Genomic DNA, 15,832 nt, shown 5'->3' with positions numbered 1-15,832 from the left:
CGAACTGCGTGTCCACACGATTATCCACAGGTGTGGACAACCTGCGGGTGTGGGGTGCCGGCCCCGGCCGGACCTTCGGCGCGGGCCGTGGCGTCGCCGCCGTGAGCCGCACACCGGAGGTCGGACCGTGACCGGCGAGAAGAGTCGATGCTACTGGGAACGGAGACTGCAGGACGGGAAGTCCGTGCGTGTCTCCCCGGTCGGCCCCCTTCGGGAAGCACAGAAGCAGCAGGAAGGTCAAGGATTCCGGAGCCGGTGGCGTGTCGGGGTCGGGTACCGCCCCCGCGGCCCGGTTTGACCTCACCAGGGCCTGTCAGTACTCTCGAACAGTCACCCGATGGTGGAGGATGTGTGCTGGCCGGAGGTCTATACCTCCGTGTTGTCGCCCCCTCGACATCGAGGGGGCGACCAGTTTTTCGTTTCACCTGTAGATCGACGCCGACCGGCGTCACCAACTTCGAGGAGTGTTGACCGTGGCCAAGGGCAAGCGGACGTTCCAGCCGAACAATCGCCGCCGCGCGCGCGTTCACGGCTTCCGTCTCCGTATGCGGACCCGTGCGGGTCGTGCAATCGTTACCGCGCGTCGCCGCAAGGGCCGCGCGTCGCTCACCGCCTGATTCCGACCTGAATTCGGGAGCTCGGGGTGCTACCTGAGCCGTATCGCCTGCGTCGACGATCGGACTTCTCCGTCACGGTGCGTCGTGGGCGTCGAATGGGTCGACGGGATCTCGTCGTTCACGCTCTCGAGCGTGAACCCGCGGATCCCGTGGTGAGTGCCAGCATCGAGGGGCCCCGTTTCGGGCTCGTCGTGAGCAAGGCTGTCGGGCCGGCGGTGATTCGACATCGAGTCGCTCGCCGGTTTCGTCATATCTGCGCCGGGTTGGTGGACGTCGTTCCCACCGACACCGACGTGGTGATCCGTGCGTTGCCGGGCTCGGCGACCACAACCTCCCGAGAGCTCGACAGGCAGGTGCGATCCGTGCTGAAGAAGCTGGATCTGCTCCCTGGTGAAGGCGACTCCGTATGAGTACCGAACACGACGTGGCGCGGACCGATCCCGGTCCGCGCTCGTCGTCGTTCGTGGCCACTTCCCTGACGGTGCTGCGGATGCTGCGGTCCCTCCCCGCCCGCGTCCTGATCTTCCTGATCGAGCTGTACCGCACCTACGTGTCCCCGATGCGGATGCCCACGTGCCGGTTCACGCCGACGTGTAGCGAGTATGCGGTCGAGGCACTGCGCACCCGCGGCTTCGTCGTCGGATCGGCACTGACCGTGGTGCGGTTGGTCAAGTGCGCACCCTGGCACCCTGGAGGATGGGATCCGGTCCCCGAACGGCGGGGCCGACGCCACCACCACCATGTGAGCCGGGACTGACACCCACCGCTCGCCCTGAACTTTGCCGACACCACCGCGGTGGTGAACCTGGACGAACAGAGGAGTACTCAGAGCCGTGCTCGACTTCATTTACTATCCGGTGTCCTGGATCCTGTGGGTCTGGCACAAGGTGTTCGGCGCCGTGCTGGGACCGGACAACGGCTTCGCGTGGGCGCTGGCCGTCATGTTCCTGGTGTTCACGCTGCGTGCCATCCTCTACAAGCCGTTCGTCAAGCAGGTGCGGACGACGCGGCAGATGCAGGAACTGCAACCGCAGATCAAGGCCCTGCAGAAGAAGTACTCCAAGGACCGCCAGCGGATGGCGTTGGAGATGCAGAAGCTGCAGAAGGAGCACGGCTTCAACCCGCTGATGGGTTGCCTCCCGGTGCTGCTGCAGGCACCGGTGTTCATCGGCCTGTTCCACGTGCTGCGGTCGTTCAACCGTACCGGCACCGGCATGGGCCAGCTCGGTCTGACCGCCGAGCAGAATGCGTCGATCGGTAACTACGCGTTCAGTCCCGAGGACGTGCAGTCGTTCCTGAGTGCCCGACTGTTCGGCGCCCCGATCTCCGCGGCCATCACCTCGCCGCAGAGTGTGTTGGAGTCGTTCGCGCCGTTCGGTGGTGTGCCGTCGACGCTGAACATCGCATTGGTCGCGATCCCGCTGATGGTCCTCGCGTCCGTTGCGACCCACTTCAACTCGCGTGCCTCGGTGGCCCGTCAGAGCGCTGCCGCTGCCGCCAACCCGCAGTCCGCGATCATGAACAAGCTCGCCCTGTGGGTGTTCCCCCTCGGCGTGCTCGTCGGTGGACCGTTCCTGATGATCGCCATCCTCCTGTACTGGGTGTCGAACAATATCTGGACCTACGCGCAGCAGCACATCGTCTTCCGGCGCATCGACGCCGAAGAGGCCGAGAAGAAGCAGGCCGCGCTCGAGCGCCGTGCCGACAACGCCCCGAAGCCCGGTGCCCGTCCGAAGCTCGACAAGAAGAAGGGTGCCGCACCGGCGGCCACCGATGCCGCGACGGAGCCTGTCCAGGACGAATCCACGGCGTCCGAGGTCGGTGACGAGCCGTCCGGTGGCGCGGCCCCCCGACCGTCGAAGCCGAAACCCCGGCCGGCTGCCAACCGCCCCAAGAGCAACAAGCGCAAGCGGCGCTGACCTCGAGAAGAGAGAACGACGATGACCAGTGAGCAGGACATCGCCCGGGAGGGCTCGGGCGGGGAGAACGGGGAGAGCACGGACGTGGCACTCGAGACGCAGACCAAGGATCCATCCGAGGACACTGCCACCGCTGTGACTGCCGACGATATCGACGCCGAGGACGAGCTGGTCGAAGAGGGCGAGATCGCGGGCGACTACCTCGAACAGCTGCTCGACGTCCTCGACTTCGACGGTGACATCGACCTCGATGTGGAGGGCGACCGCGCGGTCGTGAGCATCGACGGCGGCGACGACCTGTCGAAGCTGGTGGGCCGCAAGGGTGAGGTGCTCGACGCGCTGCAGGAGCTGACGCGGCTCGCGGTGCAGCAGTCCACCGGTGTCCGTAGCCGTCTGATGCTCGACGTCGCGGGCTGGCGGGCCGGCCGTCGCGCCGAACTCAGCGCCCTCGGTAAGGAGGCCGCGGAGCGGGTCCTCGCGTCCGGGGAGCGGGAGATGCTGACGCCGATGACGCCGTTCGAACGCAAGATCGTGCACGACGCTGTCGCGAAGGTCGACGGTGTGTCCAGCGAGAGCGAGGGCGCCGAGCCGAACCGCTGCGTCGTCGTGATCAAGGACTGATCGCTCCACACCACCGGCCGCGGCCCCCAGTCGATTCGACTGGGGGCCGCGGCCGTTCCTTGTGGTGACGTGACCGGTCGGTGAGGATGTTTCACGTGGAACTGGTGGAGTTGATGGATGAGCAGTGGGACGTGGCCGGTGCGGTGGCGCGGGTCTTCGGGGAACGAGCCGAGCAGGCCGGGGCGTATCGGGATGCGTTGGCGTCGGACGGTGTCGTTCGAGGGTTGATCGGGCCGCGGGAGGTGCCCCGGCTGTGGGTGCGGCACGTGTTGAACTGTGCGGTACTCGGTGAGCTGGTGGGTGCCGGGGAAACCGTGGTGGATGTCGGGTCGGGTGCGGGTCTGCCCGGTATCCCGTTGGCGATCGCGCGGCCGGACGTTCGGGTGACGTTGGTGGAGCCGTTGCTGCGTCGGTCGGTGTTCCTGCAGGAGACCGTCGACGCACTCGGGTTGGACAACGTGACGGTGGTGCGGGGCCGGGCGGAGGAATCGGGGGTGGTCAAGGAGGTCGGTGGCGCGGACGTGGTCACGTCCCGGGCGGTGGCGCCGCTCGAGAAGTTGGCGCGGTGGTCGTTGCCGTTGGTGCGGGTCGGTGGCCGGATGCTGGCGTTGAAGGGATCGAGCGCTGCGGAGGAGATCGACCGGGATCGGGCCGCGCTCACCCGGTTGGGTGCCGGGAATCTGGAAGCGCTCGAGTGCGGCGGCGACATACTGCCCGTCCCCACCGTGATCGTTCGAGCCGAACGCGTCACCGGGCACCGGCATCGCGGGCGCCGGCACTGACCCGACCGCTCCCCTCCCCTACTCGGGTGCCGACCCGTGACGGTGACCGCCCCGCATCCGGCCGAAGAGTCCGCCTCGGCCGGACGGAAGCCCGCTCTTCCCCGGTAATCCGCCGGAAAATCGCCGAACCCGAGCTGTGAAATGAAAACTGTTGTCCTACAACTCTTTTCTGGATCCTGTCGACGGAGGACCGCGGTTGGAGTGCCGCAGGCCTTGGAGTACCGGGAGATTTCGTCACTGTGACGATGTAGTCCGGGATGGGTCCTCGAAAGCAGCTCCGTGCCGGATGGTTCCACGTGAAACATTCCGGGGTCGCGTAACCGGACTGCCCTACGCATCGGTCGGTGGCCATCGCGATCGGCGCCACCCCTCCCCTCCCCCGGGTTGGTGGCGCCGCGACGAGTTGGAGAGGATGTTTCACGTGGAACTGGTGGAGTTGATGGATGAGCAGTGGGACGTGGCCGGTGCGGTGGCGCGGGTCTTCGGGGAACGAGCCGAGCAGGCCGGGGCGTATCGGGATGCGTTGGCGTCGGACGGTGTCGTTCGAGGGTTGATCGGGCCGCGGGAGGTGCCCCGGCTGTGGGTGCGGCACGTGTTGAACTGTGCGGTACTCGGTGAGCTGGTGGGTGCCGGGGAAACCGTGGTGGATGTCGGGTCGGGTGCGGGTCTGCCCGGTATCCCGTTGGCGATCGCGCGGCCGGACGTTCGGGTGACGTTGGTGGAGCCGTTGCTGCGTCGGTCGGTGTTCCTGCAGGAGACCGTCGACGCACTCGGGTTGGACAACGTGACGGTGGTGCGGGGCCGGGCGGAGGAATCGGGGGTGGTCAAGGAGGTCGGTGGCGCGGACGTGGTCACGTCCCGGGCGGTGGCGCCGCTCGAGAAGTTGGCGCGGTGGTCGTTGCCGTTGGTGCGGGTCGGTGGCCGGATGCTGGCGTTGAAGGGATCGAGTGCTGCGGAGGAGATCGACCGGGATCGGGCCGCGCTCACCCGGTTGGGTGCCGGGAATCTGGAAGCGCTCGAGTGCGGCGGCGACATACTGCCGGTGCCGACGATCGTGGTGCGCGCGGAACGCGTCGCGCAACACGGCCGCCGGAAGCGGTGACTTCCGGGCAATTGTCGGTGCCAGGGTTGAGAATTGCGTCATGAGTGGACAACGAGCGAAGGAGCAGTAGATGTCGGCTGGAGCTGAATCCGCCGTTTCACGGGAAACGGTTTCACGTGAAACCGGGCACCCACCCGAGTCGACGAGCGGCAGTCGGGATCAGGACTTCACCCACTCCTCCCCCTACGAGGGTATTTCCCTCGAGGACACACCGATCGGTGCGGCCGCCCAGCGGGCGAGTCAGGTGCTGCATCCGGGTTCGGTGGCCCTGCCGAAGCCCACACAGCGACGCGTTTTCACGATCGCGAACCAGAAGGGTGGAGTCGGCAAGACGACCTCGACGGTGAACCTGGCGTCGGCCCTCGCGGTCCAGGGCCTCAGTGTTCTCGTCGTCGATCTCGATCCGCAGGGCAACGCGAGCACCGCGCTCGGTATCCCGCACACGTCGGGTACGCCGTCGAGCTACGAACTGCTGCTCGGTGAGGTGACTGCGAAGGACGCAATCCAGCAGAGCCCGCACAGCGAGCGCCTGTTCTGCATTCCCGCCACCATCGACCTGGCGGGTGCCGAGATCGAACTCGTGTCGATGGTCGCCCGCGAGAACCGCCTCAAGAACGCGCTGTCGGAGCGGGCACTCGCCGACTTCGATGTCGACTTCATCCTCATCGACTGCCCGCCGTCGCTCGGCCTACTCACCGTCAACGCGATGGTCGCCGCGAAGGAGGTGCTGATCCCGATCCAGTGCGAGTACTACGCACTCGAAGGCGTCGGCCAGCTGCTGCGGAACATCGAACTCGTGCAGGCCCACCTGAATCCGGATCTGCACGTGTCCACCGTCCTGCTCACGATGTACGACGCGCGGACCAAGCTCGCCGATCAGGTCGCCGAGGAAGTGCGCAAGCACTTCGGGGACGTGGTGCTGCGGGCCGTCATCCCCCGCTCGGTCAAGGTGTCCGAGGCACCCGGCTACGGGATGACCGTCCTCGACTACGATCCCGGATCCCGGGGCGCAATGAGCTACCTCGACGCCGGCCGCGAACTCGCGGCCCGCGGCATGACCACCACGACGCAGGAGCGGTAGGAATATGGCGCAGACACGCAAGGGCGGTCTCGGGCGCGGACTCGCAGCACTGATCCCGACCGGACCCACGGGTGGTGGCCCCGGGCTCGGCACCGCGGCGGCCGACGTCATCATCGGCACCTCAGCACCCGCGTCCACCCCGGATCTCTTCTCCGACGACGAGTCGGCCGTGGTGCCGCCCACGAAGTCCGCGAAGCCCGTGAAGAAGACGGCGGCCAAGGCCAAGGCCAAGACCACGGCAGCAACGAAGGCGGACGATACCGTCGCCGTGGCCCCGACCCCGACTCCGGCGACCCGCACCGACGAGGATCCCCTCTCCCCCACCGGTGCGGTCTACCACGAGATCCCGCCGCACTTGATCGAGCCGAATCCGAAGCAGCCGCGGTCGGTGTTCGACGAGGAGGCCCTCGCCGAACTGGTGCACTCGATCCGTGAGTTCGGTCTGATGCAGCCGATCGTGGTCCGCCGGACCGGTGCCGAGCAGTATCAGCTCGTCATGGGTGAACGGCGGTGGCGGGCCGGCCAGCTGGCCGGGCTCGACACGATTCCCGCGATCGTCCGGGAGACCACCGACGAGTCGATGCTGCGGGACGCGCTACTCGAGAACATTCATCGTGTGCAGCTCAACCCGCTCGAAGAGGCGGCCGCGTATCAGCAGTTGCTCGAGGAGTTCGAGGTCACGCACGAGGAACTGGCGGCACGGCTCGGCCGGTCGCGTCCGGTCGTGACGAACATGATCCGTCTGCTCAAACTGCCGATCCCGGTGCAGCGCCGGGTGGCGGCCGGGGTGCTGTCGGCCGGGCACGCCCGCGCACTGCTCGCACTCGAGGCCGGCGCCGACGCGCAGGAGGTACTCGCCGCTCGAATCGTCGCCGAGGGCATGTCGGTGCGGGCGACCGAGGAAGCGGTGGTGCTCGCCAACCGTGAGGGCCCCTCCCCCACCCCGGCGCCGAAGCGGAAGCCGATCCAGATGCCGGGGCTGCAGGACGTCGCCGAGCGGCTGTCGAGTTCGTTCGACACCCGGGTCACGGTGAGCCTGGGCAAGCGTAAGGGCAAGATCGTCGTCGAGTTCGGGTCGGTCGACGATCTCGAGCGGATCGTGAAGATGATGGAGCAGCAGGCCGACGCCTGAGACTGCTCGAACGACACCCCTCGATTACGTCACCGTGACGCAATCGAGGGGTGTCGTCGTATCCGGTGGTCTCGGGCACCGGACGGCTGCCGTCGTCGGAGTCCGGCGCCGGCGCACCGAGACCGGACGCATCGCCTATCCTGGAAGAACAAGTTTCGCGGAGACGAACTCGACTCCCCGAGTGGTCCGGAGGCTGCGGGCATGGAGGCTGGCGTACACGGTGTCGACTAGCGTCACGTCCCTCACCCTCGACGGCCTCGACAAGCTGTCCTCCCATGCTCGCCGATGCGTCTTCTGGGAGATGGATCCCGCGGCCCTCCGCACGTCCCGCGACTTCTGCGATCCCGAGTTCGAGAAGGAAGCCTGGCTGTCGACGGTCATGCTCGAATGGGGTTCCTGCGGTCAGGTGGCGCTCGTCGACGACAAGCCGGCCGGGTGCGCCCTGTACGCGCCGCCCAGCACCGTGCCCCGCGCCGATCTGTTCCCCACCTCCCCGGTCAGCGCCGACGCCGTCCTGCTCACCACGATGCGCCTCGAACCGATCGGTGACGAGTACGCGCTCGGTTCCACCCTGATCCAGGCGGCGGTCGCCGATCTGGTCCGCCGTGGTGTTCGCGCGCTCGAGGCGTTCGGGATCCGCGGCGACCGCTCCCCTCACGACACCCCGACCGCCACCGCGGCCCGGGAATGCTCCCCGCAGGAGTGCATGATCAGTGCCGACTTCCTCGAGGACGTCGGCTTCGAAGTTGTTGCGCCACACCATCGTTTCCCGAGGTTACGCCTCGAACTCGACCGCGATCACCTCTGGAAGGCGGACGTCGAGGCAGCCCTGGAACGGCTCCTCGAGACGGCAGCCCTCACCATGGTCGGCAGCGGTGCGAGCCGTGACGAGAAGAGCCCCGTGGGAGTGTGACCGGCCCCGGCGGGGCGTCGGTCAGCGCGCGCCCTCGGTGGTCGCGAGCTCGTGTGCGAGCAGTTCCGCGAACGTGAACGTGCCGGTGGGGGCGTCGTCCTGCCCCAGCAGGTACAGGCGTTTGACGGCGATGAGGATCGCCTCCGCGATGACGTCCCGCTGCCGCGGATCGGTCAGCACCGCCACGTCGGACGCGTTCGACAGGTAGCCGATGTCGACCTGCACCGTCGGCATCTTCGTGATCCGCAGAAGATCCCACGTACGACCGTGAGTCCTGCAGTCCCGCAACGTGGTTCGTGCCACGATCTCGCGTTGGATGAACCCGGTGAGGATCTGACCGATCATCGACGTGGACCCGTGCGAGTTACCGAAATGGAAGCTCGCGACACCACTGGCCGCGGGGCTCGAATGACTGTCGCAGCGCAACGCGATCATGAGATCGGCGTCGAATCCGTTCGACGTCTCCGCGCGGTCCGCCTCCGACGGGTTGGTGTGCTGCGGATGCGACAGGAACGTTTCCATCCCCGTCGCCGCCATCCGGCCCTCGAGCCGGCTCGCCAGATCCCACAGGATCTCCGCCTCGCTGATCGGGCCGGTCGGGCCCTGCACGATGCGGCCGGTGTCCGGGCCGCCGAGTCCCGGGTCGATCACGATCCGCTTGCCGCTCAGTTGTGGGCCGGAGCGGCGCACCAGCTCCTCCTCGCTGATCGCGTGCGGTGAACCACCCGACACCCGGGTGCCGAGCAGTTCGAGGGCTCGCAGTGTCGCCGGGCCACAGATGCCGTCGGACGCGATCCCGATCTCCCGCTGGAACGAGCTCAGCGCGTCGTGGGTGCGCGGACCGAAATAGCCGTCGACCCGGCCGATGTAGAAACCCAGATCCTCGAGCCGGGTCTGCAGATGCGCGACGTCGTCACCGCACAGCGGTGCCGACAACTGGTAGATGAGGGTGCGGGCCCCGAGCCGGTACGACGCCTCTTTGAGGGACCGGTACGTCGCCGGGCCGACGACACCGTCGACGAGTAGGCCGCGCTGCTGCTGGAACGCACGCACAGCCGAGTCGAGGCGATGATCGAACACGGCGTCGGGAGCAATCCAGTGCGAGCCGCCGGCGGCGTCGCCGTGCGTCTGCGCCGCACCGTTATGGAAAAATCCCAGGCCGGTCAAGGTACCCCTGATCTCGGCGACGGCGGGGCCGTGATCGCCGTGACGGAGCAGCTGCATACTGGCGGACCTTTCGTAGCGGACTCGAACGATTCTCTCAGACGGCGTCGCCGGGACGGCACGTAAGTTCGGCCACAGTGTGACAAGACTGCGGTGGCAGTCGGGTCACACCGTGGCCGGAAAACGGATCACCGGGCCGAACGGGACGGCAGGAAGGCCTCAGAGGACCTCGGCGAGATCCTTGAGCAGTGCAGCCTTGCCCTTGGCGCCGACGATGGTCTTCACGGGCTTGCCGCCCTGGAAGAGGATCATCGTGGGGATCGACATGACCTGGAAGTCGCGGGCCGCACCCGGGTTCTGGTCGATGTCGAGCTTCGCGATGGTGAGCTTGTCCCCGTGCTCGCCGGCGATCTCCTCGAGGACCGGAGCAACCATCTTGCACGGGCCGCACCAGGTGGCCCAGAAGTCGACGAGCACGGGCTTCTCCGAGTCGAGAACCTCCTGCTTGAACGAGTTGTCGCTGATCGTGATGGTGTTCGCCACGGAATCCTCCTGGGATCTGTTCCGGTCGGTTGAGGGTGGGGCAGGTCAGGCGTCGACGGCGACGGGCTCGCCCGCGGCGGCGAGGGTGTTCTCGGTGATGTCGCCCTGCTCGGCCAGCCAGCGCTCGGCGTCGATCGCGGCGGAGCAGCCGGTGCCGGCCGCGGTGATGGCCTGCCGGTAGGTGTGGTCGACCAGGTCGCCGGCGGCGAAGACGCCCGCAGTGGAGGTGGCGGTGGTGGGCGACTGCACCTTGACGTAGCCGGCATCGTCGACGTCGACCTGGCCCTTGACCAGCTCGCTGCGCGGATCGTGACCGATCGCGACGAACATGCCGGTCACGTCGAGCGTGGACTGCTCGCCGGTGACGGTGTCCCGGACCACGAGGCCGGTGACACTGTTCTCGCCCAGGACCTCGACCGGCTCGGCGTTGGTGAGGAAGCGGATCTTCTCGTTGGCCTTGGCGCGCTCGAGCATGATGCGGGATGCGCGGAACTCCTCGCGGCGGTGCACGAGCGTGACGCTGCGCGCGAACTTCGTCAGGAAGGTGGCCTCCTCCATCGCGGAGTCGCCGCCGCCGACGACGACGATGTCCTGGTCGCGGAAGAAGAAGCCGTCGCACGTGGCGCAGGCGCTGACACCGCGGCCGAGGAGCTTCTCCTCACCGGGGATACCGAGGTAACGGGCGGCGGCACCCATCGCCAGAACGACGGCGCGGGCGTAGTAGGTCTCGCCGTTCGCGACGACCTTCTTGACGGGACCGTCCAGCTCGATCTCCTCGACGTCCTCGGTGCGGATGTCGGCGCCGAACCGCTTGGCCTGCTCACGCATCTCGTCCATCAGGTCCGGGCCCATGATGCCCTCGCGGAAACCCGGGAAGTTCTCGACATCGGTGGTGGTCATCAGCGAGCCGCCGAACTGGGTGCCCTCGAACAGCAGGGGCTCGAGCTCCGCGCGGGCGGCGTACACGCCGGCGGTGTACCCGGCCGGTCCCGAGCCGACGATGATGAGGTCACGGACCGTGGTCGGAGTAGTCATGCGGGCCTTTCCTGTCCTGTGCGGCTGTCCAGTGGACAACGTTCGTTCTGCTGCTGGTCACGCGGATCCACCGCCGACGGTGCACCTCGCGGAGTCGGTCAGCTCAACAACAGATTAGATGGTGTTGTTCCCCCGGGGAGCGACGCCGCACGTCCGGCGGTGTCGAACGTTTCACGTGGAACACATCGCTGTGCCCCCAGTCATACGTCCGTGACGGACAAACGTTCAACCGGAATGCGCCGCATGCTCGGTCACGAACGGCCGGACCAGGTCGGCGGCGTTCCTCCGCACCCGTTCGACGTCCTCGCCGCGTTCGATCTGCCGGGTGGCGGCATGCACGATCGCATTGATCAATTCGGCCGTCGCGGCGGCGTCCTGCACCCCCAGCTCGGTCAGTGCGTCGGACAGCGGGGTGTAGAGGTCGGCGTGCATCGCCCGGCTCCGGGCGTCGAACTCCGGCCCCGGTGCGATCCGGGCGAGTGCCGCCGCGATCGCGTGCTCACCTTCCGCGACGAGCGTCAGGTTGGCGTCGATGTACGCCAGGACCCGCTGTGCGGGACCGTCGGCGTCGGCCGTCGCCTCGGCGACGCGGGCCGACCACCGGGGGAAGGCGTCCTCGACCAGTGCCTCGAGGAGATGCCGGCGGGACTTGAAGTACTGGTAGACGCTCGACCGCGCGAGACCGGCGCGGACGGCGATCTCACCGAACGACGGGATCTCGGTCGCTCCCGCGGCGAGAACGTCGCGGGCAGCGTCGAGGAGGGCACGTTGCTGCGCGGCCCGATGCTCACCGACGGTGGGTGCATTGATCCGCGGCACGTGCCCTCCTTTCGCTGTGGCTGTTCCGGACTACCGGGGCGTGAGCCGGCCGTCCGTCATCTCGACCACACGGTCGCAATAGTCGAGGACATCGTAGTCATGGGTCACCATGACGGTTCCGACCTTCGATTCCCGGGTCTCGCGGGCCAGCAGCTGCACGATCTCATGGCTGCGGACCCGATCGAGGGCCGCGGTGGGCTCGTCGACGAGCAACAGCGACGGCGTCGACACCAGGGCGCGGGCGATACCCACCCGCTGCCGCTCGCCGCCGGAGAGCTGGTCGGGGCGTCGGTCGGCCTTGTGACCCAGACCCACCTGCTCGAGCAGCGCGAGCGGGTCGCGGAACTTCCGGCCCTTCGTGCTGCCGAGATGCGACACCAGGCGCAGCTGGTCGGCGGCGGTGAGCGACGGGATCAGGTTGCCGCTCTGGAACACGAAGCCGATCTGTTCGAGCCGGAACCTTGCGGCCTGTGCCTTCGTCATCGACAGCAGGTCTCGGCCGCCGACGCGGACGGTGCCCGAGTCGGGAGTGGTGAGCGCGCCGGCGACGGCCAGCAGACTCGACTTGCCCGAACCCGACGGTCCGACGACGGCCACCATCTCGCCGGGACGGACGGTCAGGCTCACGCGGTCGAGTGCGGTCACGGTCTGCTCGCCGTCACCGAGCTTCAAGTCGGCGTCGACGATCTCGAGGGCGGCGGTGTCGATGCGGATGTCCGACGTTGTGGTCATGGCGGTTGTCCTTCCGGAATCGTTCCGGGCGCTCATCGCTGGCCTCCCAGCGCGTTCAACGGGTCGACCGAGGCGATCCGGACGATCGAGATCGCGGCACCGACCAGGCCGAGGACCAGCAGCAGCACGGCGGCGGCGGCCACCGCGCCGGGCTCGAGCAGGAACGGCACTCCCCCGCCGATCAGCGAGCCGAAACCGTAGCCGACGGCGGCGCCGACCGCGACCGAGCCGAGCAGCAGGACGAACGCCTGTGCCAGGCCGTCGCGCAGCAGGTGGCCGGTGGAGGCACCCATCGCGCGCATCACGGCGATCTCGTGCTTGCGTTGGATCGTCCACACGGTGAAGAACGCGCCGACGACGAGCGCGGAGATCGCGTACAGGAACACCTTGATGAGGCTCAGCGTCATGGTCTCGGCGCTGTAGCCGGGCGAGGACGCGAACGAGTCCTCGAGCGCGACGGTGGACGTCCCGGCGGCGGCGTCACCGGCCGCGTAGTCGAGGCTCGCGCCGGGCTCGGCCTTCAGCGCGACCGCAGTGGCCTCCACCGTCGACTGGGCGGGGACGGGCTCACCCGGGCGCACACCCGAATGCAGCTGGCGCCACATCTCGATCGGCAGGTACGCGACGTCGACGTGACCGAACGTCTGCTTGCCCTCGGTGATGCCGACGATCTTCAGTTCGGTGCCGAGACGGTCGATCGTGATGGTGTCGCCGAGTGCGATGCCCTCGTCGAGGGCGCTCTTGCTCACGACGATGCCGTTCGGCTCGCTCAGCCCTGTGCCCTGCGCCGCGGTCGGCGCGAGGAACGAGTCGACGGGGACACCGAACAGGGCGAGGTCGACCGGGACGTCCTTGTCGTTGTGGGCGTTGACGAGCATGTTGCCGAACGGCGCGGCCTCTGCGACGCCGGGCTGCCGACGCCACGCGTCGACCTGCTCGTCGGTGACGACGCTGCGCGAGAACGCCGAGTCGGTCTTGGTGCCCTCGTTGAAGGCGAACCCGTCGACGGGTGTGGCCTTCAGGCCGGAGACACCGTCTTCGACGAGGCCGGAGGACAGGCCGGACAGCAGGACCATCAGCACGGAGATGAGGGCGACGACACCGCCCATCAAGCCGAATCTGGATCGCGCGAACCGTAGTTCGCGTAGGGCGAGGAACATCTGTCGGGACTCCTGGTGGGTGTGATCGGTCGCGGTGGCCGACGAGGGAACCCCCCGAATCTTCCCGACGGCATGTCGATAAACATACCAACGGCATGTCGGCAAGAAAGGGTGATTCCGGTCTCGCCCGACGCGGTGCCGGAGTCGAAGGAATGGCGCGAGCGCCCGGTTCTGTCCGACAATGCGGGGCGATGAACGCACACACCGGCAGCACGGGCAGGCCTCGAGATCCGCGCATCGACGCCGACGTCCTGGCCGCCACACGGGAACTGCTGTTGGACGTCGGCTGGGAGCGGCTGAGCATGCGCGGTATCGCGGCGCACGCGGGTGTCGGACGCGCGGCCCTGTCGCGGCGCTGGCCGTCCAAGGCGCATCTGGTGCTCGACGCACTCCTCGGCGCGGTTCCCGACCTCGCCCCGTTCGACGGCACCGACCGGGAGGGCTGGATCGAGTGGGTGATCACCGGTAGCGCCCAGTTGTTCTCCCGCGCCGACGTTCGGGAGGCGTTGCCCGGTCTGCTCGCCGCGCTACGGGACCACGACGATCTGCGTGCCGCGCTGTGGCAGGGGTTCAGCGGTCCGGCCGCCGCGCTGTTCGCGGCGCACGGAGCCGGAGACGATGCGGAAGAGACGCGAGACCTGTTGGACGCCAAGGCAATCCTGGTTCTCGCATCGGGAGCTGCGCTGTTCACGAGCCTCGTCGCGACGGACGACGACACCCCCGCCCTCAGGGAACGTATTCGTGAACTGTTGCTGCCCGTGGCGGACCGGAGCGGTGACGACGACGAAAAATGATCGGCCTCAACCTATTTCGGTACGCGTAAGTAGTTCGGGGTGGGTGGCATCGCACGCCGAGCCGACGACCAGTGCGGTGAGGGTCGGTGGTCGCGGGCCGGGAACGAGCACCAGCACGGCGGTGACACCTCGGAACCGAACCTCCCGTATCGCCAGTACCGGGGTGGCCCGGGCGATGCCGTTCGACTGCAGGCATCCGGCCCGCTGCTGCGGGTCGGCGAGCGCGCCGGTGGGTGTCGTCGGCGTGGTGTTGCTCAGCAACGTCAGAACCTGGGTGTCGTCCAGGTCGGAGCCGAGATCGGTGATCCCCCCGGGAGTTTCGGTCGGAGAGGCGACGATCGGTGTGTTACCGGACGGATCCGAGCCGCCGGTTCCCCCGAACACGGCCACCGCGCCGACCACTGCGGCCGCGGCGGCGGCCGCGGCACCGATCCACGCACCCCGTCGGCGCCGGGACCGGGTGGGATCGAGTGCGACCACCGTCCGGTCGGGACGCGACGCCGGCAGGCCGAGCGCGGCATCGATACGACGCACGACGTCATCCGGGACGGGGGTGCCCACGCTGTGATCGCGTCCGGCCTCGCCGAGCCGGGCGGACACGGCGTCGAGCGCCGCGAGGACCTCGACGGCGGCCGGGTCCTGCCGCACCAGCGGCCACAACCGGGCACTGTCCTCGTCGGACAGGACACCGGCGTGCAGATCGGCGAGCAGATCCGCCGAGAACGGGGGGCCCGCCATCTCGTCGTCGTGGACCGTCATGCCACCTCCTGTCCCCGGTTCCGGCGCACGATTTGTGCCTTCGATCAGATAAGACGCGAGGGAATCAAGATCGGTTCCCTGCGTCGCGCAAGTATTCCAAATGTGATGCGAGCTTGAGCCGGGCTCGCGCGCACCGGCTCTTGACCGTCCCCTCCGGAACACCGAGGCGACGGGCGGCCTCGGCCACCGAATATCCCTCCAGGTCCACCGCGACGATCGCGGCCCGCTGCTCGGGCGGCAACTGCTGCAGGGCCCGGTCGACGAGCAGTGTCGTCTCCCGTTCGGAGATCCGGTCGTGTTCGTCGCGGGGATCGATCGACTCGTCCGTGGACAACGACACCGCCGGACGCGCCCGGTTGCGGCGGTGCCGGTCCAGGCACGCGTTGACCACGATCGTGTGCAGCCAGCTGCGCACGGCCGCATCCGCGCGGTACGTCCCCGCCTTGCGGTGCGCCGACACCAGCGCCTCCTGCAACGCGTCCTCCGCGTCCTCGACGGTGTAACTCGTCCGCCTCGCTACGTGCCACAGATGCTCGTAATGGCGACGAAGCAGCTCCGCGAACGCGTCCCCGTCACCCGACGCGTGCGCTGCCAGGAGCTCGGCATCCGACAGCTCCGCCCTGGCGACCCCCCTGAAGATTCGCACCGGCGGATGCTAA

General features: G+C 68.1%; 18 protein-coding genes and 1 pseudogene. 11 read left to right on the top strand and 8 right to left on the bottom strand.

Annotated features, from left to right (window positions below):
• Window positions 1-473 precede the first annotated feature (473 nt).
• The 10 genes from rpmH to Q5696_RS21170 all read left to right on the top strand — a co-directional run bounded on the left by rpmH (window position 474) and on the right by Q5696_RS21170 (window position 8,167).
• Window positions 474-617 (top strand): 50S ribosomal protein L34, encoded by a 144-nt coding sequence (rpmH, locus tag Q5696_RS21215; RefSeq protein WP_040744549.1) that lies wholly within the window; start codon window positions 474-476, stop codon window positions 615-617.
• Between the two features lie 26 nt (window positions 618-643).
• Window positions 644-1,027, top strand: coding sequence for a ribonuclease P protein component (rnpA, locus tag Q5696_RS21210; protein ID WP_305093209.1), 384 nt, complete (start codon window positions 644-646; stop codon window positions 1,025-1,027).
• 80 nt (window positions 1,028-1,107) lie between these two features.
• Window positions 1,108-1,374, top strand: coding sequence for a membrane protein insertion efficiency factor YidD (yidD, locus tag Q5696_RS21205; protein WP_305095399.1), 267 nt, complete (start codon window positions 1,108-1,110; stop codon window positions 1,372-1,374).
• A 76-nt stretch (window positions 1,375-1,450) separates the two neighbouring features.
• The gene (gene yidC, locus Q5696_RS21200; RefSeq protein ID WP_305093208.1) at window positions 1,451-2,536 is read left to right on the top strand and encodes a membrane protein insertase YidC; all 1,086 of its coding nucleotides are present in this window, start codon (window positions 1,451-1,453) and stop codon (window positions 2,534-2,536) included.
• Window positions 2,537-2,557: 21 nt separating this feature from the next.
• Complete coding sequence (locus tag Q5696_RS21195) at window positions 2,558-3,157, top strand: Jag family protein (protein WP_305093207.1); 600 nt, start codon at window positions 2,558-2,560, stop codon at window positions 3,155-3,157.
• Between the two features lie 86 nt (window positions 3,158-3,243).
• Window positions 3,244-3,939: a 16S rRNA (guanine(527)-N(7))-methyltransferase RsmG gene (gene rsmG, locus Q5696_RS21190; RefSeq protein WP_305095398.1), complete on the top strand. Its 696-nt coding sequence runs from the start codon at window positions 3,244-3,246 to the stop codon at window positions 3,937-3,939.
• A gap of 412 nt (window positions 3,940-4,351) precedes the next feature.
• Window positions 4,352-5,041 (top strand): 16S rRNA (guanine(527)-N(7))-methyltransferase RsmG, encoded by a 690-nt coding sequence (gene rsmG, locus Q5696_RS21185; RefSeq protein WP_305093206.1) that lies wholly within the window; start codon window positions 4,352-4,354, stop codon window positions 5,039-5,041.
• Window positions 5,042-5,111: 70 nt separating this feature from the next.
• A complete protein-coding gene (locus Q5696_RS21180; protein ID WP_305093205.1) occupies window positions 5,112-6,122 on the top strand; it encodes a ParA family protein in 1,011 nt (336 codons plus the stop codon).
• A gap of 4 nt (window positions 6,123-6,126) precedes the next feature.
• Window positions 6,127-7,254, top strand: coding sequence for a ParB/RepB/Spo0J family partition protein (locus tag Q5696_RS21175; RefSeq protein ID WP_305093204.1), 1,128 nt, complete (start codon window positions 6,127-6,129; stop codon window positions 7,252-7,254).
• Between the two features lie 220 nt (window positions 7,255-7,474).
• Window positions 7,475-8,167: a GNAT family N-acetyltransferase gene (locus Q5696_RS21170; RefSeq protein ID WP_305093203.1), complete on the top strand. Its 693-nt coding sequence runs from the start codon at window positions 7,475-7,477 to the stop codon at window positions 8,165-8,167.
• 21 nt (window positions 8,168-8,188) lie between these two features.
• Here Q5696_RS21170 and Q5696_RS21165 read toward each other — a convergent pair whose 3' ends face one another.
• The 6 genes and pseudogenes from Q5696_RS21165 to Q5696_RS21140 all read right to left on the bottom strand — a co-directional run bounded on the left by Q5696_RS21165 (window position 8,189) and on the right by Q5696_RS21140 (window position 13,620).
• Entirely contained in the window at window positions 8,189-9,391 is a 1,203-nt protein-coding gene (locus Q5696_RS21165) for an N-acetylmuramoyl-L-alanine amidase (protein WP_305093202.1), read from the bottom strand.
• A gap of 159 nt (window positions 9,392-9,550) precedes the next feature.
• Window positions 9,551-9,892 (bottom strand): annotated as a pseudogene (trxA, locus tag Q5696_RS21160) (thioredoxin); the annotation flags it as partial.
• A gap of 27 nt (window positions 9,893-9,919) precedes the next feature.
• Window positions 9,920-10,909 (bottom strand): thioredoxin-disulfide reductase, encoded by a 990-nt coding sequence (gene trxB / locus Q5696_RS21155; RefSeq protein WP_305093201.1) that lies wholly within the window; start codon window positions 10,907-10,909, stop codon window positions 9,920-9,922.
• A 225-nt stretch (window positions 10,910-11,134) separates the two neighbouring features.
• Entirely contained in the window at window positions 11,135-11,728 is a 594-nt protein-coding gene (locus tag Q5696_RS21150; RefSeq protein WP_305093200.1) for a TetR/AcrR family transcriptional regulator, read from the bottom strand.
• A 30-nt stretch (window positions 11,729-11,758) separates the two neighbouring features.
• On the bottom strand, window positions 11,759-12,460 hold the full coding sequence (locus Q5696_RS21145; protein WP_305093199.1) for an ABC transporter ATP-binding protein: 702 nt from the start codon (window positions 12,458-12,460) through the stop codon (window positions 11,759-11,761).
• 32 nt (window positions 12,461-12,492) lie between these two features.
• Window positions 12,493-13,620: an ABC transporter permease gene (locus tag Q5696_RS21140; RefSeq protein WP_305093198.1), complete on the bottom strand. Its 1,128-nt coding sequence runs from the start codon at window positions 13,618-13,620 to the stop codon at window positions 12,493-12,495.
• Between the two features lie 191 nt (window positions 13,621-13,811).
• Here Q5696_RS21140 and Q5696_RS21135 point away from each other — a divergent pair, with 191 nt between their 5' ends.
• A complete protein-coding gene (locus tag Q5696_RS21135) occupies window positions 13,812-14,414 on the top strand; it encodes a TetR/AcrR family transcriptional regulator (RefSeq protein ID WP_305093197.1) in 603 nt (200 codons plus the stop codon).
• Window positions 14,415-14,420: 6 nt separating this feature from the next.
• On the opposite strand, the gene Q5696_RS21130 is transcribed toward Q5696_RS21135, so the two are convergent.
• A complete protein-coding gene (locus tag Q5696_RS21130) occupies window positions 14,421-15,173 on the bottom strand; it encodes an RsmA family anti-sigma factor (RefSeq protein ID WP_305093196.1) in 753 nt (250 codons plus the stop codon).
• A 64-nt stretch (window positions 15,174-15,237) separates the two neighbouring features.
• The gene (sigM, locus tag Q5696_RS21125) at window positions 15,238-15,819 is read right to left on the bottom strand and encodes an RNA polymerase sigma factor SigM (protein ID WP_305093195.1); all 582 of its coding nucleotides are present in this window, start codon (window positions 15,817-15,819) and stop codon (window positions 15,238-15,240) included.
• Between the last annotated feature and the right edge of the window lie 13 nt (window positions 15,820-15,832).

Origin of the sequence: Prescottella sp. R16 (genome assembly GCF_030656875.1) — a bacterium.
In the GTDB taxonomy this organism is placed as follows: domain Bacteria; phylum Actinomycetota; class Actinomycetes; order Mycobacteriales; family Mycobacteriaceae; genus Prescottella.
The sequence above is the reverse complement of the archived record's forward strand: the minus strand, read 5'-3'. Positions and strand labels throughout refer to the sequence as shown.